General features: G+C 64.1%; 24 protein-coding genes. 18 read left to right on the forward strand and 6 right to left on the reverse strand.

The features are described from left to right. The first annotated feature begins 200 nt into the window (after positions 1-200). From FJ039_02710 to hisF, 12 genes are all read left to right on the forward strand, one after another. Positions 201-1,313, forward strand: a complete 1,113-nt coding sequence (locus tag FJ039_02710; GenBank protein ID MBM4405078.1) for a homoserine kinase — start codon at positions 201-203, stop codon at positions 1,311-1,313. Between the two features lie 4 nt (positions 1,314-1,317). Next, on the forward strand, positions 1,318-2,550 hold the full coding sequence (locus FJ039_02715; protein ID MBM4405079.1) for an aspartate kinase: 1,233 nt from the start codon (positions 1,318-1,320) through the stop codon (positions 2,548-2,550). 186 nt (positions 2,551-2,736) lie between these two features. Then, entirely contained in the window at positions 2,737-3,468 is a 732-nt protein-coding gene (locus tag FJ039_02720) for a glycosyltransferase family 2 protein (GenBank protein MBM4405080.1), read from the forward strand. Between the two features lie 86 nt (positions 3,469-3,554). Next, positions 3,555-3,962: a CoA-binding protein gene (locus FJ039_02725; protein ID MBM4405081.1), complete on the forward strand. Its 408-nt coding sequence runs from the start codon at positions 3,555-3,557 to the stop codon at positions 3,960-3,962. Between the two features lie 106 nt (positions 3,963-4,068). Beyond that, positions 4,069-4,782: a polyprenol monophosphomannose synthase gene (locus FJ039_02730; GenBank protein ID MBM4405082.1), complete on the forward strand. Its 714-nt coding sequence runs from the start codon at positions 4,069-4,071 to the stop codon at positions 4,780-4,782. A gap of 346 nt (positions 4,783-5,128) precedes the next feature. Continuing rightward, on the forward strand, positions 5,129-5,953 hold the full coding sequence (locus FJ039_02735) for a tetratricopeptide repeat protein (GenBank protein ID MBM4405083.1): 825 nt from the start codon (positions 5,129-5,131) through the stop codon (positions 5,951-5,953). A gap of 96 nt (positions 5,954-6,049) precedes the next feature. Continuing rightward, positions 6,050-6,607, forward strand: a complete 558-nt coding sequence (locus tag FJ039_02740; GenBank protein MBM4405084.1) for a cob(I)yrinic acid a,c-diamide adenosyltransferase — start codon at positions 6,050-6,052, stop codon at positions 6,605-6,607. Then, on the forward strand, positions 6,543-7,313 hold the full coding sequence (locus FJ039_02745) for an alpha/beta hydrolase (protein MBM4405085.1): 771 nt from the start codon (positions 6,543-6,545) through the stop codon (positions 7,311-7,313). The genes FJ039_02740 and FJ039_02745 overlap by 65 nt, the downstream gene beginning before the upstream one ends. Positions 7,314-7,319: 6 nt before the next feature. After that, complete coding sequence (hisH, locus tag FJ039_02750; protein ID MBM4405086.1) at positions 7,320-7,958, forward strand: imidazole glycerol phosphate synthase subunit HisH; 639 nt, start codon at positions 7,320-7,322, stop codon at positions 7,956-7,958. A 101-nt stretch (positions 7,959-8,059) separates the two neighbouring features. Then, the gene (gene hisA / locus FJ039_02755; protein ID MBM4405087.1) at positions 8,060-9,376 is read left to right on the forward strand and encodes a 1-(5-phosphoribosyl)-5-[(5-phosphoribosylamino)methylideneamino]imidazole-4-carboxamide isomerase; all 1,317 of its coding nucleotides are present in this window, start codon (positions 8,060-8,062) and stop codon (positions 9,374-9,376) included. Then, entirely contained in the window at positions 9,373-10,641 is a 1,269-nt protein-coding gene (locus FJ039_02760; protein ID MBM4405088.1) for an amino acid permease, read from the forward strand. The genes hisA and FJ039_02760 overlap by 4 nt, the downstream gene beginning before the upstream one ends. Before the next feature lie 9 nt (positions 10,642-10,650). Then, complete coding sequence (hisF, locus tag FJ039_02765; protein MBM4405089.1) at positions 10,651-11,517, forward strand: imidazole glycerol phosphate synthase subunit HisF; 867 nt, start codon at positions 10,651-10,653, stop codon at positions 11,515-11,517. Here the strand turns inward: hisF and FJ039_02770 are convergent. Both FJ039_02770 and FJ039_02775 read right to left on the reverse strand, forming a co-directional pair. Continuing rightward, positions 11,514-11,936 carry a Zn-ribbon domain-containing OB-fold protein gene (locus FJ039_02770; protein MBM4405090.1) on the reverse strand — a complete coding sequence of 141 codons (423 nt, stop codon included), beginning with the start codon at positions 11,934-11,936 and terminating at the stop codon, positions 11,514-11,516. The two genes, hisF and FJ039_02770, sit on opposite strands and share 4 nt — an antisense overlap. Before the next feature lie 44 nt (positions 11,937-11,980). Beyond that, positions 11,981-13,168: a thiolase family protein gene (locus FJ039_02775; GenBank protein ID MBM4405091.1), complete on the reverse strand. Its 1,188-nt coding sequence runs from the start codon at positions 13,166-13,168 to the stop codon at positions 11,981-11,983. Between the two features lie 17 nt (positions 13,169-13,185). On the opposite strand from FJ039_02775, the gene FJ039_02780 reads away from it, so the two are divergent. Beyond that, a complete protein-coding gene (locus FJ039_02780; GenBank protein ID MBM4405092.1) occupies positions 13,186-13,593 on the forward strand; it encodes a type II toxin-antitoxin system VapC family toxin in 408 nt (135 codons plus the stop codon). Here the strand turns inward: FJ039_02780 and FJ039_02785 are convergent. The 3 genes from FJ039_02785 to FJ039_02795 form a co-directional block, all read right to left on the reverse strand. Next, on the reverse strand, positions 13,590-14,072 hold the full coding sequence (locus tag FJ039_02785; protein ID MBM4405093.1) for a hypothetical protein: 483 nt from the start codon (positions 14,070-14,072) through the stop codon (positions 13,590-13,592). The two genes, FJ039_02780 and FJ039_02785, sit on opposite strands and share 4 nt — an antisense overlap. A gap of 2 nt (positions 14,073-14,074) precedes the next feature. Then, positions 14,075-15,013: an LLM class F420-dependent oxidoreductase gene (locus FJ039_02790; protein MBM4405094.1), complete on the reverse strand. Its 939-nt coding sequence runs from the start codon at positions 15,011-15,013 to the stop codon at positions 14,075-14,077. A gap of 77 nt (positions 15,014-15,090) precedes the next feature. Then, entirely contained in the window at positions 15,091-15,855 is a 765-nt protein-coding gene (locus FJ039_02795; protein MBM4405095.1) for a DUF429 domain-containing protein, read from the reverse strand. A gap of 19 nt (positions 15,856-15,874) precedes the next feature. Here FJ039_02795 and FJ039_02800 point away from each other — a divergent pair, with 19 nt between their 5' ends. The 5 genes from FJ039_02800 to FJ039_02820 all read left to right on the forward strand — a co-directional run bounded on the left by FJ039_02800 (position 15,875) and on the right by FJ039_02820 (position 21,079). Further along, positions 15,875-17,056, forward strand: coding sequence for an acyl-CoA dehydrogenase (locus FJ039_02800; protein MBM4405096.1), 1,182 nt, complete (start codon positions 15,875-15,877; stop codon positions 17,054-17,056). A gap of 19 nt (positions 17,057-17,075) precedes the next feature. Beyond that, on the forward strand, positions 17,076-17,840 hold the full coding sequence (locus tag FJ039_02805; GenBank protein MBM4405097.1) for a rhomboid family intramembrane serine protease: 765 nt from the start codon (positions 17,076-17,078) through the stop codon (positions 17,838-17,840). 430 nt (positions 17,841-18,270) lie between these two features. Then, positions 18,271-19,110 (forward strand): transketolase, encoded by an 840-nt coding sequence (locus FJ039_02810; GenBank protein ID MBM4405098.1) that lies wholly within the window; start codon positions 18,271-18,273, stop codon positions 19,108-19,110. Between the two features lie 8 nt (positions 19,111-19,118). Beyond that, positions 19,119-20,060, forward strand: a complete 942-nt coding sequence (locus tag FJ039_02815) for a transketolase family protein (GenBank protein MBM4405099.1) — start codon at positions 19,119-19,121, stop codon at positions 20,058-20,060. Continuing rightward, positions 19,958-21,079 (forward strand): flippase-like domain-containing protein, encoded by a 1,122-nt coding sequence (locus FJ039_02820; protein MBM4405100.1) that lies wholly within the window; start codon positions 19,958-19,960, stop codon positions 21,077-21,079. The genes FJ039_02815 and FJ039_02820 overlap by 103 nt, the downstream gene beginning before the upstream one ends. A 9-nt stretch (positions 21,080-21,088) precedes the next feature. On the opposite strand, the gene FJ039_02825 is transcribed toward FJ039_02820, so the two are convergent. After that, a complete protein-coding gene (locus FJ039_02825) occupies positions 21,089-21,409 on the reverse strand; it encodes a hypothetical protein (GenBank protein MBM4405101.1) in 321 nt (106 codons plus the stop codon). Between the last annotated feature and the right edge of the window lie 35 nt (positions 21,410-21,444).

A 21,444-nucleotide genomic window follows, 5' to 3' on the forward strand; every position in this document is an offset into this window, starting at 1 on the left:
GCACCGCCCGCTCTCGCACCTCCGCTGGATACCGTCCCGGTCGTGTCATGGCTTCCTCCCCTCAAGGATAATAGCCTCCACTTTTCCCGGGGCGGTTCATTATTTCTAGGGCTTGGTAGTTCCTTGTTTCTATGGGGGCGTTGCACTTTTCCTTGTAGGTCTTGTTGATCTTCTGTTTGCGTTAGCAGATTTAGACGGAGATTAGCTCAGACTGGGGACTTACCTTCCTTCGTCATGATTTTTTGCTATACTTTTTGCCTGTTTTCGACACATTCCCCACACCTATGCGTTATCGAAAAGTTACAGTTCGCGTGCCTGCGACCACGGCGAATCTCGGCCCTGGCTACGATTGCATGGGGATGGCGCTCGGCCTCGCCTCGACCTTCAGCATGGAGCGCGCAGGCGCTTTCTCGATAGAGATCACGGGCGCTGGGGCCAAGCGGCTGAGCCGCGGGCAGGACAACCTGGTCTGGACTTCCGCCCTGCGGCTCTACAAGGCCATCGGGGTGAAGGCCCCGGCGGTGCGCCTTCGCTGTGCCAACGCCATCCCCCTGAACCGGGGACTCGGCTCATCGTCTTCGGCCATCGTCGGCGGGCTCGTCGCCGCCAACGCGCTGGAAGGAGCGCCCCTGGACAGCGAGGCGCTCCTTCAACTGGCGACGGAGATCGAAGGGCATCCGGACAATGTGGCGCCTGCGCTCTTAGGCGGCCTGCAGATCGTGGTGACTGCAGAGTCACCCTCTCCTCTCGGGCTGCGCTCGAGTTCCTCTCCCATCGAGGGCGAGGAGACGCGGAAAAGCCGCTCACCCGAGCCTCGTTTCTCCCTCGGCGGGAGAGAAGCAAAGAGAGGCGGATCCGTTGTTTCAATCTCTTCACCTGTACGGAAGGGGCTGAAGGCCGTTCTCTTTATCCCTGACTTGGAAGTGCCGACGAAGAAGGCGCGGGCCATCCTGCCGCCGACGGTGAGCCGGGCCGACGCCGTCTTCAACGCAGGCAGAACGGCGCTCTTGGCCAGCGCCTTTGCCCAGGGCCGCTGGGAGCTTCTGCGCATCGCGACGCAGGACCGCCTGCACCAGCCCCAGCGCGCGGCGATCATCCCGGGGATGACGCCGCTCATCCAGGCCTCGCTTGAGGCTGGGGCGCACGGCGCATTCCTCTCCGGCGCGGGGCCCACCATCCTGGCCCTCGCCTCCGGCGAGACGAAGGGGATCGAAGCGGCGATGGCGAAGGCGGCGCGCGGGGAAGGCCTCGGCGGAAGCACGCGAACGGCCGCGATCGCGGTCCCAGGGGCCCGCGTGACCCAGAAGGAGTAAGGCTGTGGCAAGAATCGTGCAGAAGTACGGCGGCACCTCCGTCGGCGATGCCGACCGCATCAGGAGCGTCGCCCAGCGCATCCTCTCCACGCGGGCCAAGGGGAATGACGTGGTGGTGGTGGTCTCCGCCATGGGCGATACCACGGACCACCTGATAGACCTGGCGCACCAGATCACCAAAAATCCCGATGAGCGGGAGATGGACCTCCTGCTCTCCACCGGCGAGCTCGTCTCCAGCGCGCTCCTGGCGATGGCCTTGCGCAACGTGGGACAGGAGGCGGTGAGCCTCAGCGGCCTCCAGGCGGGCATCCGCACGGAGGCGCGGTTCGGCCGGGCGCGCATCACGGACATTGACCCCAAGCGCATCGTGAAGGAGCTGGACAAGGGGCGCGTCGTCATCGTCGCCGGCTTCCAGGGCTTCACCGATGAGCTGGATGTAACGACGCTCGGCAGAGGGGGCTCCGACACGACGGCCGTGGCCCTGGCGGCGAGCCTGAAGGCGGCGCGCTGCGAGCGCTTCACGGATGTGGAGGGCGTCTACACGGCGGACCCGCGCCTGGTGCCGGAGGCGCGGAAGCTGAAGGACATCAGCTACGACGAGATGCTGGAGCTGGCGAGCTACGGCGCGAAGGTCATGCACCCCAGGGCCGTGGAATTGGGCGGCGTCTACAATGTCCCCATCTTCGTCGCCTCCAGCTTCACCAGCGCCCCCGGCACGCTGATCCACGGCGACGCGCTGATGGAGCCGGGGAACAAGCTGCGGGGCATCGCGCACGATACCGATATGGCGAAGGTGACTATCCTGGGCGTGCCCGATAGGCCGGGAGTAGCCGCCGCCCTCTTCGAGCCGATCTGCACAACCCATATCCGCATTGACTCCATCGTGCAGAATACCAGCGCAGGCGGCGTGACGGACATGACCTTCACCGTGGCCCTGGGCGACCTGAACAAGGCGGTGCAGAAGATCGAGCCGGCCATCAAGAGCCTGGGAGCGAAGGGCTGGAGCGCCGATGAGAAGCTGGCGAAGATCAGCATCGTGGGCTCGGCGATGAAGAAGACGCCGGGCTATGCGGCGCGGGCCTTCCAGGCGCTCTACGAGGCGGGAATCAACATTGATATGCTGACAACCTCGGAGATCCGCATCACGGCGATCATCGAGAAGTCGCACTTGGCCGCTGCGGCGAGGGCGCTGCATAAGGCCTTCGGCCTGGACTCGCTCGACAAGGACCAGGGATAAGCTCTAGGATAGTCCCCCTCTCTTTTGTTCTCCCCCACCAGGGGAGAGAAGGGATAGGAGAGTCCTTGAGCCCTCCCTGCGAGGGAAGGGGCGCTTGGTTCTTTCCAAGTGAGACGTTTGCCCTTACCCTAGATGCCTTCCCGCTACCCAACAGGGAAGAGATGAACGGGAAAGACCAGAACGGCTTTGCAAGAGACTTTCCTCAGCATCGTGATACCGGCCTATAACGAGGAGCACCGCCTGCCCGGGAGCCTGAAGGCCATCCTGGACTACCTGGGACGGCAGAGCTACACCGCCGAGGTGATCGTGGCCGACGACGGCAGCGCCGACGGCACGGCGAAGGCGGCGGAGGCCTTTGCCGGAGGCGCGACGCCGGTACGGGTGCTGCGCCTGGCGCACCGGGGCAAGGGCCACGCGGTGAAGAAAGGGATGCTTGCCGCAAAGGGGCAGTGGCGCTTCCAGTGCGACGCCGACCTGGCGATTCCCATCGAGCAGGCGGCGCGCTTCCTGCCCCCGGCGCTGACGGATGCGGAGATCGGCGTCGGCTCGCGGGAGGCGCCTGGGGCGAAGCGCTACAACGAGCCGTGGCACCGGCACGCGATGGGGCGCATCTTCAACGGCGTCATCCGGCTGACGGCGGTGCCGAAGGTGCAGGATACGCAGTGCGGCTTCAAGATCTACAAAGGAGAGGCCGCCGAGCGGCTCTTCACACTCCAGCGGCTGGACGGCTTCGCCTTTGACGTGGAGATCCTTTACCTGGCGCGGAAGATGAAACTGCGCATGAAGGATGTGGCGATAGACTGGCGGCACAACCGGGATAGCCGCATCCGCGCGGTGCACGATACGCTGGGGATGCTGAGCGATATCGCGCGCATCAGGTGGAGCAGCCTGCGGGGGAGATACCGCATCAAAGGATAAGACGGCGAAGCGCCGGAGCAACCGAGGAGGAGCAGACCCTTCAGCCTCGGATAAAGACTCCGGGGCTTCAGGGTGACAATGCAGCTATGAAAAGTCCAGACCTGAAGAAGCTATTCAAAGAGAACAAGGTCATCGTAGTGGTGGGGCTTTCGCCGAACCCGGCGCGCGATAGCCACCGTGTAGCGCTCTATATGCAGCGGCAAGGCTACCGCATCATCCCGGTGAACCCAACGGTGGATGAAGTGCTGGGCGAAAGATCGTACCCCAATCTGACCGCCATCCCCGAGAAGGTGGATGTGGTGGACGTCTTCCGGCGGCCGGAGGAGGTTGTGCCCATCGCGAAGGAGGCCGTGGCAATCAAGGCGAAGGTGCTGTGGCTCCAGGACGGCGTGGTGAACCACGAGGCGGCGGCCATCGCGGAGCAGGGCGGCCTGGACGTGGTGATGGACGATTGCATGCTGCGGCAGCACGGGCGGCTGATGCGGGAAGAGTAGGAGCAAGGGTCAAGGAGCAAGGAGCATGGGTGGGCACAGCAATGAATCCCCCTCACTCCCTCGGATAACCTTGCTCCCCGAACCGTGCTCCTAGTACCGTACTCTCATGCAGACCACAGTCGTCATCCCCACGTATAACGAAGCGGCGAACCTGCCGGAGCTGGTGCATCGCATCATGGCGCAAGGCATCCCGGACCTGCGCATCCTTTTTGTGGACGATAGCTCGCCGGACGGCACGGCTGAGCTGGCGGAGCGGCTTTCCCAGAAGCATGGCGGGCGCATCGGCGTGCTAAAGCGACCAGGGAAACAGGGGCTGGGGACGGCCTACATCGCGGGTTTTCGCGAGGCGCTGAAGCAAGGGGCGGACTACATCATCGAGATGGACGCCGACCTTTCGCACGCGCCAGAGGAGCTGCCGCGGATGCTGGAGGCGATCAAGGCGTGCGATGTGGTGGTGGGCTCGCGGTGGACCAGGGGCGGCGGCGCGGACAAGAGCTGGGGCGTTGGACGGAGGTTCGTGAGCAAGGGCGGCTCGCTCTTTGCCCGGGTGGTGCTGGGCCTGCGGGTAAAGGACACCACCACCGGGTTCAAGTGCTTCCGCCGGGCGGCGCTGGAGGCGATCTCCTGGGAGAAGGTGAAGAGCCAAGGGTTCGCCTTCCAGGTAGAGGTGGCATATGCCTGTGAGCGGCGCGGCTTCAAGGTGGTGGAGCTGCCCATCACCTTCGCGAACCGGGCCAGAGGGAAGTCCAAGATGTCCATGGGGATCGTGGTGGAGGCGCTGCGGCGGGTGGTCGCGATACGGTTGAAGAGCCACGCATAGAGTCGGGAAGGTCTGATTTTCCTTCTGTTGCCCCTTTTGAACTCCCTTCAGACGGCTGCGCATCGCTCCATATTTTAAACTTAGTTCAAAATTCAACCAAAAACCTATTGCATTTTGGTTATTGACAATGCACAATTACGACAAGTAGATTCCAACAGGAGTGCGAAAGAGAGGGAAAGCCGCCCACCATACCGGATTGCGAAGGAATCCTAGCAACGGAATAGGCATCCTATCGTTATCTAGGCAGCAGGGGTACGTAACGAATACGTTAGGTCGGCGGACGATGGGGCTTGACGAATTCCGTCGCTGGCTTTACACTTCCGCACTCGGAGGATAGGTATCAGACATGGTTGCAGAAAGAACAGAAGAGAAGATTCGAGTCAAGCGAGAGCGGGCGAAGCAAGCCATTGACCTGGCGATGGCCAGCAAGTGGGATGAGGCCATCGCCGTGAATCGGGCGATCCTTTCCGACTTTCACGATGACATCGAGGCGCTGAACCGCCTGGGGAAGGCCCTGAGCGAGACGGGCAAGCTGGGCGAGGCGCGCGAGTGCTTCAACAAGGTGCTGGCGCACTCTCCCGGGAACAGCATCGCCAAGAAGAACCTTGAGCGGCTGGGCCTGGTGAAACAAAGCAAGGCCGTGGCGAAGACGCAGCAGACGCGGGTGCCCCCGAGCTTCTTCATCGAAGAGACGGGGAAGACGGGCGTGACGACGCTGATGGACAAGGCCGCCGCCGGCATCCTGGCGCAGATCTCCGCCGGGGAGCAGGTGACGCTGGAGCGCGACGGGAACCGCCTGACGGTGACGAACGCGAACGGCGAGTACCTGGGAACGGTGAACCCGAAGATCGGCCTGCGCCTGGTGAACATGATGAAGGGCGGGAACCGCTACGCCGCCGCCATCGCGGGGATCACGGGGCAGGAGATCAAGGTCTTCATCAAGGAGAGCTACCAGCACCCGAACCTGCGGGGGAAGCCTTCGTTCTCTCGCAAGGGGATGGAGGAGATCCGCCCGTTCATGCTGGAGAACGACAGCCGGAGCGACGAGGACGACGCGGCCGAGTTCGGCACGGCTGAGAACTGGAAGAGCGATCTGCGGGAAGAGATCGAAGAGGTGGCGGCCATCGCAAGGACGGCCCGCCGGATGCACGCGGACGACGAGACGGAATAACCCCGGCTCCCGGACCAACGCACGCTCGAGGCCCCGGCAGTCTTGCCGGGGCCTCTTTCATTTCCAGAGGTACGGATGCGCTATAATGCGCGGGCCATGGGCATCGTGACCAAGACGGGCGACACGGGCGAGACGGGGCTGCTCTACGGCGGCCGGGTGCCGAAGAGCGACCCGCGGCTGGAGGCGTACGGGACGATTGACGAGGCGGTTTCGGCGCTGGGGCTGGCGCGGGCCCTTTCGCGGTACGCAAAGGTAAAGGGGTGGATCCTGCGGCTCCAGAAGGAGCTCTTTGCCGTGGCGGCGGAGCTGGCGATTGACGTGAAGGAGTACGGGACGTTCGATAAGCACTTCAAGCGGGTGTCCAAGGAGATGGTGGAGGGCTTGGAGCGGCTCATCGAGGAGGTGGAGCAGGAGGTGGCGATGCCGCCGACCTTCATCGTGCCCGGGGCGACGGCGGCATCGGGCGCGTTAGACCTGGCGAGGACGATCGTGCGGCGGGCGGAGCGGCGGATCATCGAGCTGAAGGGACAGGGGCTCGTACAGAACCCGGAAATCATCCGGTACATCAACCGGCTTTCGGACACCATCTATGCGCTGGCACGCTATGAGAACAAAGAGACAGACCCGGAGATCCTTGTTGGACGCCGCTCGTAGGCGCCTCGTCATCCTGGCATCGCTGCTGGCGGCGCTGGCGCTGGCCGTGAGCGCGTGCTCTTCCGGCGGCGGGGGCGGGAGCTCGGGGCAGTCCATCTTCATCACCGCCGACGACGGGCTTGTGCTTCGGGGGAAGTATTACGCCAGCGGGCTGACGACGCACTCGATCATCCTGGCGCACGCGTATGACTCGAGCCAGAAATCATGGGGAGCGTTCAAGGACAGCCTAGTCGCGCGGGGGTACGCCGTCTTCGCGATAGATTTCCGTGGGCACGGCGATTCGCCTGGGAAGAAGGAGCCGGGGATCGCGGACGCGGACCTGACGGCGGCCTATCGCTATGTGCGCAGAATCACCAATAACCAAGGGAAGGTCTTCCTGATCGGCGCGAGTCTGGGCGGAACGGCGGCGCTGAAGGTGGCGGCGAGGGAGGAGACGCAGGGCGTCATCGCGCTTTCGGCGCCGACGACGATCCGCGGCCTGGAGGCAGGGGCGGACGTGCCGCGGATCGCGGAGGCGAAGCTCTTCATCGCGGCGCAGAGCGACGGCAGGTACGCCACGGACGCCCAGGCGATGTTCGACGCGGCGCGGGAGCCGAAGCAGATCCAACTGGTTTCCGGCAGCGCCCACGGGACGGACCTGCTGAAAGGCTCAAACGCCGACCGGGTGCGCAGCCTGATCTTCGATTTCCTCGACAAGAACAAGTAGCCCGCCATGGCAGCGCCAAGGATCGCCATTATTGATTATGGGGCGGGCAACCTTCGCAGCGTCGCCAAGGCGTTTGAGGCGGTAGGCTTCCCCGGCAAAGTGACCACGGACCCGGCAGAGGCGCTGAAGGCGGACGCTGTTGTGCTGCCCGGAGTGGGCGCCGCCGGGGATACGATGACGAGCCTTGGCGCGCGGGGGATGATTCCCGCCATTAAGGAGACCATCGCCAAGGGGAAGCCGTTCTTCGGCGTGTGCCTGGGCCTGCAGCTGCTCTTCGATAGCTCGGAAGAGGGGAGCACAGAGTGCCTGGGCGTCCTGCACGGCAGGGTGCGGCACTTCCCCAAGTCAGTGAAGGCGCCGCATATGGGGTGGAACCAGGTGCGGGTGAAGGGGTCGCAGGCGCTCTTTGAGGGCGTGCCGAACGATTCGAACTTCTATTTCGTCCACAGCTATTACGCGGAGCTGGCGGAGAAGAAGCATGTCATCGGAGAGACGGATTACGGGGTGACGTTCTGCAGCGTCTACGCCAAGGGCAACCTGGTGGCGACGCAGTTTCACCCGGAGAAGAGCGGCGGCCCTGGGGTGCGGCTCTACCGGAACTTCGTCACGAACATCGTGGGGGCGAAGGGAAGAGGCAGGGCCTAGGAGCAAGCAACAAGGGCCACGATGAGCTGCATCCAACCGCCCTTCGCCAAGGCCGGAAGTCCGCAACCAAGAGATGCCATCTGTGCCAGAGCGCCGAAAGCATGTTTGACGTTATCCCCGCAATAGATATCCGCGATGGGAAGGCTGTCCGCCTCTTCCAAGGAGACTTTGCCAAGGAGACGGTCTTTTCCGAGGACCCGGTGAGCGTCGCGCGTGGGTGGGAGGAGGCAGGGGCGCCGCGCATCCACGTGGTGGACCTAGACGGCGCAAAGAGCGGCCAGCCGGCGCATACGCGCCTCATCCGGGAGATCGTGCGCGGCGTGGGGCGGCCCGTCCAGGTGGGCGGGGGACTGCGCACCATCGAAGCGATGCGGGAACTCCTCGAGATCGGCGTGGCGCGCACCATCCTGGGGACGGCAGCGGCGGAGGACCCATCGCTGGTGAAGGAGGCGGTGGCGGCCTTCGGCGACGCGGTGGTGGTGGGCGTGGATGCGAAGGACGGCATCGTGGCGACCCACGGGTGGCGGCAGGCGCAACGGCTGACGGCAGTAAATCTTATCAAGTCCATGGACTGGCTTGGGGTGAAGCGCTTTGTCTATACGGATATCGCCAGGGACGGCGCGCTGACGGGGCCGAACTTCAAGGCGTTGGAAGAGATCCTCAGCATCACCAAGGCAAAGATCGTCGCGTCCGGGGGCGTTTCGTCCATCCACCAGCTGAAGCAGCTCGCTGAGATCGGGGCTGAGGGGGCCATCGTGGGGCGGGCGGTCTACACGGGCGAGGTGGACCTGCGCGCGGCGGTGCAGGCGATGGGAGAAGGGCACCATGGACATGGGAAGCGCCATTCGCACAAGTTCAAGCCGGAACGGATGGCAATCCTGACGGCTCCCGAGCGAAAGAGCTCGCTGGACCCGGAGCGCGTCCTTTCCCTGCTACCGCTGCACGAGCGGCAGACGATGGCGGACGTGGGCTGCGGGCCAGGGTATTTCACCATCCCCCTAGCCAGACGGCTAGTGAAGGGGAAGGTCTACGCCTTCGACGTGCAGGAGGCGATGCTGGAGGCGGCGCGGAAGAGCGTAGCGGCCGCAGGGGTGAAAAACGTCGAGGTGGCGCGGACGGAGGAGACGGAGCTTCCCGTGCCTTCGGAAAGCCTGGACGGGGCCTTCTTGGCCTTCATCCTGCACGAGGTGGAGGGCTCGCTGACGGACTATATGGCGATGCTGAAGCGAAAGGTGACGCCCGGCGGCTGGGTGGCCATCCTGGACTGGAAGAAGGAATCGATGGAGGATGGGCCGCCGCTTCATGAGCGGCTGACGGAGGCCGAGGTGCGCGCCCTGGGCGAGGCGGGCGGCCTGGGGTTCGCGCGAGAGGTCGCGGTGAACGCGAAGCAGTACCTCGTGCTCTTCACGAGGGCGTGATGGAGACGGAGACGCGACTGGCGCGGAAGCTGGGATTGCGGGAGGCGGTCTTCATCGGGCTTGGCTCGATGATCGGCGCGGGGATCTTCACGGCGCTCAACCCGGCAGCGGAGGCGGCAGGGGAGGGCCTGCTCATGGGACTTGGACTGGCGGGGATCGTGGCATTCTGCAATGCCAGCTCATCGGCGCAACTGGCGCGGCTGTATCCGAAATCGGGCGGCACGTATGTCTACGCCACCAGGCAGATCAACAGCTTCTCCGGGTGGATCGCCGGGTGGGCGTTCATCGTGGGGAAGCTGGCGAGCTGCGCCGCGGCAGCGCTGACGTTCGGGTATTACGTCCGGCAGGACCAGGCGCACCTCCTGGCGATGCTGACGGTGATCGCGCTGACGGCCATCACGTACCACAGCATCACGAAGACGGCGCTGGCAACGACAGTGATGGTGCTCATCGTGCTCGGGGCGCTGGGGGCCGTAGTCGTCACGGCGCTGGCGGGAGAGCGCCGGGCGGAGCTTGGGCCGCTGACGACGGAGCACGGCTGGTACGGCGTCTTGCAATCGGGAGGCATCCTCTTCTTCGCCTTCGCGGGCTATGCGCGCATAGGGACGCTGGGCGAAGAGGTGCGCGAGCCGAAGCGCTCCATCCCCCTGGCGATCATGATCGCATTCGGCATCACGTTCGCGGTCTACTTTGCCATCGCGATCAGCGGGCTGCTGGTGATCGGCGCGGAGGGGCTGGCGGCAACGAACGCTCCCCTGGTGGAGGTGGTGAAGGAGGCCGGGGGCTCAGGGGTCGCGCCGCTGGTCCGCATCGGCGCGGCGGTGGCGGCGCTGGGCGTACTGCTTTCGCTCATCGCGGGCATCAGCCGGACGACGTTCTCGATGGCCTCCGATGGGCGATTGCCGGGCAGGCTGGCGGCGGTCCATCCCCGGCACAAGGTGCCGCATGTCGCGGCCCTGGCGATCGGGGCGATCTTGCTGGTAGTGGTCAGCTTCGCCGACCTGCGCGGGGCGATCGGCTTCAGCGCGTTCACGGTGCTGTTGTACTACGCCATCACGAACGCCTCCGCCTTTACCCTGGAGCGGGAGCGGCGATTCTATCCAAGAGCCTTCCCGATCCTCGGCTTCATCGGGTGCGTTGTGCTGGCCTTCACCTTGCCGACGCAATCGCTCATCGTGGGAGGCGGCGTCATGATCGCCGGGGCGCTCGTCTACGCCCTCCAACGGCGCACACCGGCGAATCAGGCCGGGAACGTGCATAATTAGGGCCGGACTATGCTTACGAAACGCATCATCCCCTGTTTAGACGTTGACCGCGGGCGCGTGGTGAAGGGCGTCAGCTTTGTGAACCTGCGCGACGCGGGAGACCCTGCGGACCTGGCGGAGTTCTACAACCGCGAAGGGGCGGACGAGCTGGTCTTCCTGGATATCACGGCCAGCTCCGATAACCGGGAGACGATGGTGGATGTGGTGAAGCGCGTCTCCGAGAAGGTCTTTATCCCGCTGACCGTGGGCGGCGGGATACGGAGCGTGGAGGATATGCGGCGGATGCTGGAGTCCGGGGCGGACAAGGTCTCCGTCAACTCGGCGGCGGTGCAGCGGCCGGGGCTCATCAGCGAAGGGGCGAAGCGCTTCGGGAACCAGTGCATCGTGCTGGCGATAGATGCGAAGCGCATTGACCGAAAGCATCCCTCGGGCGTGAAGGGCGCGCCCGCGATCGGGCCGCAGTCCAAGTGGGAGGTCTACACACACGGGGGGCGGAAGCCGACGGGAATAGACGCGGTGCGATGGGCGAAGCTGGGAACGGAGCTTGGGGCAGGAGAAATCCTGTTGACGAGCATGGACGCCGACGGGCAGAAGACGGGCTACGACCTGGAGCTGACGCGGGCCGTTTCAGAGGCGGTGAATGTGCCGGTCATCGCGAGCGGCGGCGGGGGCGAGCTGGCGCACTTCTACGACGGGCTAACGACCGGCAAGGCCGACGCGGCCCTGGCGGCGAGCGTCTTCCACTACGGGACGTTCCGCATCAGCGAGGTGAAGCGGTACCTGGCGAAGCGGGGCGTGCCGGTGCGGATGACGGCAACGGAGCCGCCGAGGGGCAAGAGCGCCACAGCGGCCACGGCACGGAAGGCGCAGGCTTAACGCTTCCCGGCCGGGCGGAACTTCGGCACGGTCACCTCATCAGAGAGCTTCACGTAGGTGACTTCCACGGGCAAGCCGATCTTGATCTCGCTGTTCTTGCATTCGATCAAGTTCGTCTCCACTAGCGGGCCTTCCTCCAGCTTCACAACGGTGAGGTTATAGGGGACCTCCTTCGCGAAGGCAGGGTGGTAGACGTAGTGCATGAGTGCGAAGTTGTAGACCTCGCCTCTGCCGCTGGCCTGCTGCCAGACGAGGTTCGGCGAGAGGCAGTCGTCACAGTAGGTTCGCACGGGGTGATGCCAAGCGCCGCAGTTCTTACAGCGCTGCATCATGAGCCTGCCCTGCTTTGCGCCATCGAAGAAGGGCGCGGAGGAGGCATCGGGAACGGGGATGGGTCTCTGTTCTTGTTGGGTGGTCATTTTTTCACCTGGGCGACCATGCGGGGGCGCCCCTCCATCTTTGGTTAGTTGGCGTGGGGGCTGAGGACAAGGGTGGAATGGTGCTGCATCCAGCCGCCGTTGCCGGTGATGAGGACGACGTTGTGGTCCTTGACCTGGCGATCGCCGCCCTGGCCTCTGGCCTGGATGACGCCTTCCGAGAGGGGGGTGTGGCCGCGCATGTAGTAGCCGGAGAGCTCACCGCCGCCGGTGTTGGTGGGCAACCGGCCCCCCGGGCCCAGGCTTCCATCGGCAACGAAGGGGCCGCCCTCGCCTTTGCCGCAGAAGCCGTAGTCTTCCAGGGTGATGAGGACAGTGATGGTGTAGCAATCGTAGATCTGGGCGACATCCACATCTTCCACGGTGATGCCTGCCATGCGGAAGGCGGTCTCCTTGGAGCGGGCGCCTGGGGATTCGATGAAATCGCCGGGCATGGCGCGGGTGTTATCGCCACGGTGAGCCTGGCCCATGCCCCAGATGTAGGCCGGCGGCTGGCGCAGGGCGCGGGCGCGATCGGCGGTGGTGACGATAACGGCGACGCCGCCGTTGGAGACGAGGCAGCAATCGAGAAGGTGGAGGGGCTCGACGATGAATCGGGAGGCCTGGTGATCAGCGATGGTGATGGGCGATCGCATCTGGGCGAGGGGGTTCTTCACAGCCCACTGACGCTGGGAGACGGCGATAGCGCCGAGCTGTCGGCTGGTGGTGCCGTAGAGGTGGGCGTGGCGTTGCATGGCGAGGGCGTACCAGGTGTTGGCGCCGAAGAAGCCGTTGTGGAGCTTGAGGCCGAGCATACCGGGAGGCATGGGACGCCTGCCGCCGCCGAAGGAGGCGCCAGCCGAGACCTTGGGGTCGCGCAGGGGGGCATCGGCGAAGACGCAGGCGACGTAGTTGGCCATGCCGTTGGCGACGGCGAGGGCGGCGTACTGAACCATGCTGGAGGCGGTGGAGCCCATGCCATCCATGTAGGAGAAGAGGCGCAGGTTACGCAGGCCCATCTGATTCTGGATGAAGACGCTAGAGTAGTCGTTGGAGCCGCCGGTGGAGTTGCCCATATAGACGAGGAGGCCATCGAGCTCGTCCTTTGGGAGACCGGCGTCCTTGAGGGCCATGTCTATGGACTCAATGGCGAACTGGGTAGCAGTCCTGCCGTAGACCTTGCCCATCTCCGTGATGCCAAGGCCGCAGATAGCGGTTTTGCCTTTGACGGTCATGAAAGGACCTCCTAGGGATACGCGGGCTGGAAGCCGCGTCGAAAGTAGCACGCGCCCCGGGGAGTGTCAAGAATGAGCGGGGCGCGAAGTGCGGACAGTGTCACGCGGCATATCTGCTGGAAGAGACAGAGCTGCTGGAGCCCCGGCTCCTCTACTACGAACTTAGCAACGCCGCACAGAAAAAGGTCCTCAGAAAGCTTGGAGGCCTAGGGGAAGTCCTTGACGGCTTACGGCTCATCCGACAACTCAATATCAGGTGGATAGCACCTGACCGCACGGAATCACTTGCTTCACTTGCTCTCAAGCTCAACATCAGCGCGTATGACGCAAGTTACATCCAGGTGGCGCTGGCAATGGATGCAGAGCTGGTCACTTTTGATGAGCGGCTTGCCGCCGTCTACCGTGCTCTGAAGCGCTCCGGCTAATATTCCCCGAACTTGAGGAAGGTATCCGGGGTAAGGATACGCACTTTGAACTCAGCGCCGACCTCCGGAGCGACGAGGAGGAGGGGCTTGGACCAGGTGAGAAAGTAGTCGCGGCCCTGGATGGAGTGGACGTGGAGGAGGAGCCAATCGGCCGCGCGCAGGGGCTGGGCGGCGCCGCGATCCCTGGCAAGCTCGAGGGCCAGCGAAAAGTAGTCGAGAAAGGCGTCTTCCCCAGGAATCAGGCTGCCATTGGGAGTCAGCAGGCGCTGGAAGTCCGTCGTTTCAAGGGCGGGCCAGGCGCACAGGGCCTGGGTTAAGGGATCACGGGGAGACGCGGCATCGAATCGCTCTGAAAGAACACCTTCCACGTGCCGCTGGTTGACCGCCGCAGCGAGTCGCTCCAACGTTACCCGCTTGCGCGGCTCCTGGAGCGCCTGAGCAAGCGCAGTCGCATCCAGCGTCACCCGGACCAAGTCCACGATCAGGCCTTCCTCAGAGCAGGGACAAGGCTCCCGGCGATGAGGTCCATGGTCTGAATATAGCCCTCCACCCCTGGGCCCAACGCCCGGGGACTAAGGCAGAGATGGCCGACGCCGAGACGCTTGAAGGTGGTGTAATCGGCGGTGACCTGGGTGAGATCGCCAGCGATAGGACGAGCGCGCTCAGCCTGGGAGAGGGGCTTGTCCGTGATCTGCACCTGGGAGCGCAGGGAGATTGCCATTTCGCTCACGGGACGCCCCGTCTCCTTGCAGATGGCTTTGAAGAGGGCGATGTCCTGCTCAAGCTCGGCGGGGGTGCGATCTATGAAGTGGATGCCATCGCCCAGGATGGCGGCCCTGCGCATGGCGAGCCTGGTATTGCCGCCGATCCATAAGGGGATACGGCGCTGAACGGGCTTGGGCTGAACGCCCATGCCCGAGAGCCGATAGTAGTCGCCGGTGACGTTCGGATCGTCCTTGGACCAGACTTCGCGGAAGTAGCGGAGCTGTTCATCCGTCACCTTGCCGCGCGCGGCGAAGTCGGCGTCGAGGGCTTCGAACTCCTCCGGGATCCAACCGACGCCTGCGCCAAGGATGACGCGGCCGTTGGAGAGTTCGTCTATCGTGGCGAGGAGCTTGGCCGTGACCATAGGATGGCGATAGGGAAGGATGAGGACGCTGGTACCGATCTTGATGCGCTTGGTGCGAGCGGCGATAGCGGCCATGAGGGCGAGGGGATCGAGGATGGGCGTGTCTGCCTGAAGGTAGTGCGGCATGCCACGGGAATAGGGATAGGCGAGCTTCGGCTTTCTGGGCAGAGTCAGGTGGTCGCCGAACCAGAGGCTATCGAAGCCGAGGCGTTCGGCGGCATCGGCAATGGCGAACATCGCATCGCGGGTAGCCAGTGGGCCGATGTTGGGAAGGGCGATGCCGATTTCCAATGACCACCTCCTGAGAAAATCGCACAGGCAAGTCTACCGGGGGCGCGAAGAGGAGACAAGAGAAGGCGCTGCTTGGGTCAAAAAGAAATTTCCATAGGGAGGCGCATCGCGTCGCACTCTGGAGACCTCGGCAGGGCTCGGGCGGCCCCTTGGAAGATGCGACGCGCAGACCAAAGGCAGGCGAGGGCGTCGAGGATATCGTCAGGGAGGAGGCCAGGGTAATGAAGGGGCGCTTTCGCTGCAAAAGGGCCAAGATATCGGGCGAGAAGGGCGCGCCTCCGGCGCTCTCCGGAAGGGGTCCGCTTCGAGGAGACAAGGGGCACCCCGGCGTTCATCGCCACGAAGGCAAGCTCGGGGTGGCACTCGCGGATGGCGCAGGCGGGTCGGCTCAAAAGCACCGCTTCGACCTCGCGAATCTTGGGCATCAGAAAGAAGGCCTGTTTGGAGAGGCCCAGGCCGGACAACCGCCTACTCAACGCGTTGGCCTTGGCATAGTCGCCAAGGGCAACGACTTCGCGAAGAGGCGGGCTGAAGATGGAGGAGCGGCGAGGGCCGAGGAGCTTCCTGGCCTCGGCATCGCAGGCACGGCGAGGGGCGGAGACGGAGGGGAGGCCGATAGGCATATCCACCGCGATGACGGCGGGGCGATAGGAAGAGGAGACGATGGCGGCGAAGGCGGGATGGAGTTCCAGGCGAAGAGCGCCTGAGCGTGTGTTCAAGAGGGCGGCGACCCAGCCGGCCTTGCAGCCGTCCACACCAGCGAGCCAGGGCATGTGCCGCCTCCACGACGCACGGGATGCACTTGTCAGCGGGAAAATAGCATAGCTATACTCGCGGTGCATCCCTCCAGGAGCTACCGCCGTGGACTTTGCATGGACAGCAAAAGAGCAGGCCTTCCGCCAGGAGATCCGGGACTTCTTGAGAAAGGAGTTGCCCTCGGACTGGCTGCAGCGCGCCGGGGACGACGACGAGAGCGCGCGGGACGAGTTCGAGCGTGGGTTCGCGCAGAAGCTTGGGGAGCGCGGCTGGCTGACGTGCGCCTGGCCCAAGGAGTACGGCGGGCTAGGCTGGTCGCCGATGGAGCAGATGATCTTCAACGAGGAGATGGCGCTCCACAAGGCTCCGCGGAAGTACATGGGGAACGCCATCTCCCTGGCGGGGCCCGTAATCATGATCCACGGGACGGAGGAGCAGAAGCGGCGGCACCTGCCGAAGATCGCGCGGGCGGAGGTGATCTGGTGCCAGCTCTTCAGCGAGCCAAACGCGGGCTCGGACCTTGCCTCTTTGCAGACGTTCGCAGAGGACAAAGGCGACTATTTCCAGCTGAACGGGCAGAAGGTGTGGACGAGCCAGGGGATGGAGTCCCACTGGGGCATCCTGCTGGCGCGGACGGACAAGGACCTGCCCAAGCACAAGGGCATCAGCTATTTTCTGCTGGACCTAGCGCTGCCGGGGATCACGCGGCGGCCCATCGTGAACATGGCGGACGTGGTCCACTTCGGCGAGTTCTTCTTCGATAATGTGCGCGTGCCGAGGGACTGTCTAGTGGGCGAGAAGAACAAGGGCTGGTACCTGGCGACGACAACGCTGAACTTCGAGCGCTCCGGCATCAAGGTGACGGTGCCGGCGATGCAGCTCTTCGACGAGGTGCTGGGCCTGGCGAAGACGGGCATCAACGGCTATAGGCCGATCGAGCATAACCCCGCGCTGCGCATGAAGCTGGCGGATATGGCGATCCAGCTGCAAACTTCGCGGATGCTCTCCTACAAGGTGGGGTGGATGCAGAACGCCGGGAAGATCCCGAGCTACGAATCGTCCATCGCGCGGCTCTTCGCCACCGAGCTGACCCAGCGCCTTACGCAACTGTGCATGGAAGTGCTGGGGCACTGGGGCGAGTTGACACACGAGAGCAGGCTGACGGCGCTGCGGGGCAAGGTGCAAAAGCTCTACCGCGGCCAGCGAGCGATTACAATAGGGAGCGGCACTTCAGAGATCCAGCGCAACACCATCGCGATGCGAGGTCTAGGCCTGCCGCGAGGCTGAGAAAGAGCGACGGCACCCTGTGATCCCGCTTGCGGACGTCAACCACCGGAGCCGTGGAAAACCGTACGTCAACATCGGCCTCATCGCGATCAACACGGTCGTCTTTGTCTACACCCTCTTCCTGAACGACCTGGACCAGCAGCTCTTCTTTTTCAAGTTCGGGCTGATCCCGAAAGAACTGACGCAGGGCATCAACTACACTGACATCTCCACAGGCTTCGGAGATAGCCTGGACATTGACTCCCATATGCCCGCGTGGGGGACGGTGTTCACCTCCATGTTCATCCACGGCGGCGTGCTGCACTACCTGGGGAACATGGTCTTCCTGTGGGTCTTTGGCGATAACGTGGAGGACAAGCTAGGCCACGCCAAATACCTAGCTTTCTATCTGCTGGGAGGCATCGCAGCGGCGTGGACGCAGGTGGCGATCAACATAGATTCGGAGGTGCCGAACATCGGGGCGAGCGGCGCCATCGCGGGAGTGCTGGGAGCCTACCTGCTGCTCTACCCATTCCACCAGGTGCGGACGGCGGTCATCTTCTTTTTCATCGTCGTTGTCCGCATGCCGGCCATCTACCTGCTCGGCTTTTGGATCATCCTGCAGCTTTTCAGCGGCGTCGGCTCGCTGGATCCGTCCATCGAAAGCGGCGTGGCCTACTGGGCGCACATAGGGGGCTTTGCGGCGGGCTTTCTCGGCATCGCCCTGCTGAAGCTGCTCTACTGGAAGGAGCCGTTGTGGCGCAGGCCGAAACCGCCTTCCGACTTCTGGCAGGTCAGCCGCTGATGGACCCATCCACCCCTTGCAATGAGGGGTATACTATAGATGAAGAGTAGATGAAGGGAGGTCGGGAACCGATTAACAGAGGCAACGGCTCCTGGCCCTCCGGTTCGCGAGGCGCGGTGCGGGGAGTCGGGCGGGGTTCGGTGGAGCGCCAGGAGCACAGGAGTCCGCCCCGGTAGTTCGATGAAGGCGGGCGCAGGTTCCGCAGGGCGCGAGGCCCGGGAACGCACCCCTCCGGCTGGCAATGCCGGGACAAACGAACGGCCGAGGCGGATGTGATTTCCAGGCAACCCCGGGCAATGGCCTGGGGTTTTTGTTTGCCTTCGGCATGGTGACGGCCGTAGACAGCGATGAGATTAGACACGCCAGATTTGCCTCGCTATAATTTTGTGCCGGGTATAAAACCCTGAACGATAGAAAAGGCAGAGGCAGCATGGCCCACACCGTCGCGACGAGTTCCACCAAGCCTCTCTCGGTTGCGGAGCTGCAGGCGAAGGCCAAGGTCAACAGGCGACACATCGTGCAGATGACCCACTGGGCGGGCAGCGGCCACCCCGGCGGCTCCCTTTCCGCGATTGACATGATGACGGCGCTCTATTTCCGCATCCTGCGCCACAATAGCCAGGACCCGAAGTGGGCAGACCGCGACCGGTTCATCCTAAGCAAGGCGCACGATTGCCCGGCGCTCTATGCCTGTCTCGCAGAAGCGGGATATTTCCCCGTGGAAGAGCTGAAGACGTTCCGCAAGCTGAACAGCCGCATCCAGGGACATGCCCACATCAAGACGCCGGGCGTTGAGATGTCCGGCGGCTCCCTTGGGCAAGGGCTCTCCTTCGGCGTTGGGGTCGCGCTGGCGCTGCGGCTTGAGAAGCGCGAGAGCAAGGTCTATGTGATGGTAGGCGACGGCGAGTGCGATGAGGGCCAGGTGTGGGAGGCGGCAATGGCGGCGCGGCACTACAAGCTGAGCAATCTCATCGTGCTGCTGGACCGCAACCGCATCCAGAACGACCGCTCCACGAGCGAGGTGATGGAGCTGGAGCCGCTGCCGGACAAGTGGCGAGCCTTCGGCTTCTTGGTGCAGGAGATAGACGGCCACCATATGCAGGAAATCGTGGATGCGCTGGAGCGGGCGCGCGGCCTCACGGGGCCCATCGCCATCATCGCACATACGACCAAGGGCAAGGGCGTCAGCTTCATGGAGAACAACGCCGACTGGCACGGCAAGGCGCCGAACGCCGACCAACTGGCCCAGGCCCTGAAGGAGCTGGCATGACCACCACCATCGCAAAGGCGGCGATGCGGGACCGCTACGGAGAAGTCCTTGTCAAGCTGGGCGAGGAGAACCCGAACGTCGTCTTCGTGGGCGGCGACCTGAACAAGTCGGTGATGTCGGTGGCGTTCGGGAAGAAGTTCCCCGAGCGTTTCTTCGACCTGGGCGCCGCCGAGGCGAACATGATGAACGTGGCGGCGGGGCTCGCCGCCTCCGGCAAGATACCCTTTGTGAGCACGTTCGCCGTCTTCGCCACGGGGAACGCCTTCGAGCAGATTCGCGTGGGCATCGCGCAATCGAACCTCAACGTGAAGATCGTGGTGACACACGCCGGCATCGTGACCGGGGAGGACGGCATCTCGGCGCAGTCCATCGAAGATATCGCGCTGATGTGCTCTTTCCCCACATTCAATGTCGTGGTGCCGGCGGACGTGATCGAGACGGAGCAGGCGGTGCGCGCGGCGGCGAACACCCAGGGCCCCTTTTATATCCGGCTGGTGCGCCCGGCGACCAAGATCGTCCTGCCGCAGAGCTACCAGTTCCGCCTGGGCAAAGCGGCGACGCTGCGCGAGGGGAAAGACCTTACCATCATCGCCTGCGGCGTGATGGTGGCGGCGGCGCTGGAGGCAGCAGAGGCGCTGGCGAAGGCGGGCATCCAGGCGCGGGTGCTGAACATGGCCTCCCTGAGGCCGTTCGATGAGGCGGCGGTGCTGGCAGCGGCCAAGGAGACGGGAGCCATCGTGACGGCGGAAGAGCACCTGAAGCACGGCGGCCTCGGCGCGGCGGCTGCGCGGGCGCTGGCGGAGAAGGCGCCGACGCCGGTGGAGATGGTGGCGCTGCCGGACGGCTACTGCGAATCCGGGACACCGGACGAGCTGCTGGTAAAGTATCACCTGACGCCTGGAGACATCGAAGCGGCGGCGAAGCGGGCCATCGGGCGCAAAAGGTCCTAAGCCGTGGCCCGCAGCCCCCGGCAAGAGCAAGGCGGCTGGGCGTGAAGGGCAAGCGCTTCCTCTTTTCCGTTCTTCTTGCGGTGGCCGTGTACGTCGGCCTGTTTGCCTACGGCAACTTCTCCGATGTGGCGCACCAGTTGGGGGATTTCCGCTGGATCTTCCTGCCCGCGATCCTGGGTCTCACGCTCTTCAACTACGCCATGCGCTGGATGAAGTGGGAGTACTACCTCCGGGTGGCCAACGTCCGGGGCGTGCCGTGGAAGGAGAGCCTGAACATCTTCCTGGCTGGGCTGGCGATGACTCTGACGCCCGGGAAGGTGGGCGAGTGGATCAAGAGCTATTTCCTGAAGGAGTTTCACGGCGTCCCGGCAAGCAAATCGGCCCCCATCGTGCTAGCGGAGCGGGTGACGGACGCCTTCAGCATGGTGCTGCTCTCCCTGGGGGGGCTCTTCCTCTTCCGCCAGGAGTTCATCTATGTGATCGCCGTCGCGGTCTTCTTCTTGCTCTGCCTGGCGATGTTCCGCTTCAAGCCCGTCGCGACCTGGAGTGTTGCGCTGGCGCGCCGGATCCCGTTTCTGCACCGGCATGCCGAGTTCATCTACGAGTTCTATCAGAACGCGTACATCATCTTCTCACCCAAGGCGCTGCTGATCTCGATCGCGCTGGGCTTCATCTCATGGCTGGGCGAAGGGATCGCGATGTACTACGTGCTGTTGGGCCTAGGGGCGCAGAATTCGTGGGAGCTGGCGGTGCAGGGTGTCTTCATCCTCTCCATCGCCTCCCTGGCAGGGGCGGCGCTGCCGCTGCCAGGCGGCCTGGGCGCGGCGGAGGCAGTGACGTCCGGCCTCATCAAGGGGTTGGTGGGACTGCCGAAGGATGCGGCGGCGGCGGGGGTCCTGCTCATCCGCATCTGCACGCTCTGGTTCGGCGTGGCGATCGGCCTCATCTCGCTCTTCATCCTGACAAGGCGCGCGCAAAGGCGAACACCAGGAACAACGCGGGCAGCAGAGCCGGCCTGAGGCGAACGACTACCAGCCGGCCTTGCCTTCCGACTCTTCCTCTTCTTCCAGGTCCTGGGCGCTGAAGGTGCCGACTTCCCGGCCCTGGTAGACGACCACGACGAAGTCTTCGCAGGCGGCATCGGCCGACATCACCAGCTCTTCGTCGATGACCTCGATGAGGGACTTGATCTCTTCCTGGGTAATACTTTCGATAACAGTGAGCATGCCATGGACGACCGACGGCGTGAAATGCAGATCTATCCGGGCGACGGGCTGGTCGCCATCGAAGACCGCATAGGCCTCGGAGTGCGGGGTGCGGCACTCGCGCTCGAATCGGTAGTCGGCCATGGGGGCCTCCAGTGTCAACAAGGAGTACGGGATGA

The sequence above is a fragment of the Chloroflexota bacterium genome (genome assembly GCA_016875535.1).
GTDB lineage: Bacteria > Chloroflexota > Dehalococcoidia > SHYB01 > SHYB01 > VGPF01.

What these genes read in the sequence shown, in the direction of transcription:
- FJ039_02740 (MBM4405084.1), top strand. Translation starts at nt 6,050, where the DNA reads ATGGGCATCGTGACCAAGACGGGCGACACGGGCGAGACGGGGCTGCTC.
- FJ039_02730 (MBM4405082.1), top strand. Translation starts at nt 4,069, where the DNA reads ATGCAGACCACAGTCGTCATCCCCACGTATAACGAAGCGGCGAACCTG.
- FJ039_02770 (MBM4405090.1), bottom strand. Translation starts at nt 11,936, where the DNA reads ATGACCACCCAACAAGAACAGAGACCCATCCCCGTTCCCGATGCCTCC.
- hisH (MBM4405086.1), top strand. Translation starts at nt 7,320, where the DNA reads ATGGCAGCGCCAAGGATCGCCATTATTGATTATGGGGCGGGCAACCTT.
- FJ039_02825 (MBM4405101.1), bottom strand. Translation starts at nt 21,409, where the DNA reads ATGGCCGACTACCGATTCGAGCGCGAGTGCCGCACCCCGCACTCCGAG.
- FJ039_02775 (MBM4405091.1), bottom strand. Translation starts at nt 13,168, where the DNA reads ATGACCGTCAAAGGCAAAACCGCTATCTGCGGCCTTGGCATCACGGAG.
- FJ039_02810 (MBM4405098.1), top strand. Translation starts at nt 18,271, where the DNA reads ATGGCCCACACCGTCGCGACGAGTTCCACCAAGCCTCTCTCGGTTGCG.
- FJ039_02745 (MBM4405085.1), top strand. Translation starts at nt 6,543, where the DNA reads ATGCGCTGGCACGCTATGAGAACAAAGAGACAGACCCGGAGATCCTTG.
- hisF (MBM4405089.1), top strand. Translation starts at nt 10,651, where the DNA reads ATGCTTACGAAACGCATCATCCCCTGTTTAGACGTTGACCGCGGGCGC.
- FJ039_02735 (MBM4405083.1), top strand. Translation starts at nt 5,129, where the DNA reads ATGGTTGCAGAAAGAACAGAAGAGAAGATTCGAGTCAAGCGAGAGCGG.
- FJ039_02795 (MBM4405095.1), bottom strand. Translation starts at nt 15,855, where the DNA reads ATGCACCGCGAGTATAGCTATGCTATTTTCCCGCTGACAAGTGCATCC.
- FJ039_02725 (MBM4405081.1), top strand. Translation starts at nt 3,555, where the DNA reads ATGAAAAGTCCAGACCTGAAGAAGCTATTCAAAGAGAACAAGGTCATC.
- hisA (MBM4405087.1), top strand. Translation starts at nt 8,060, where the DNA reads ATGTTTGACGTTATCCCCGCAATAGATATCCGCGATGGGAAGGCTGTC.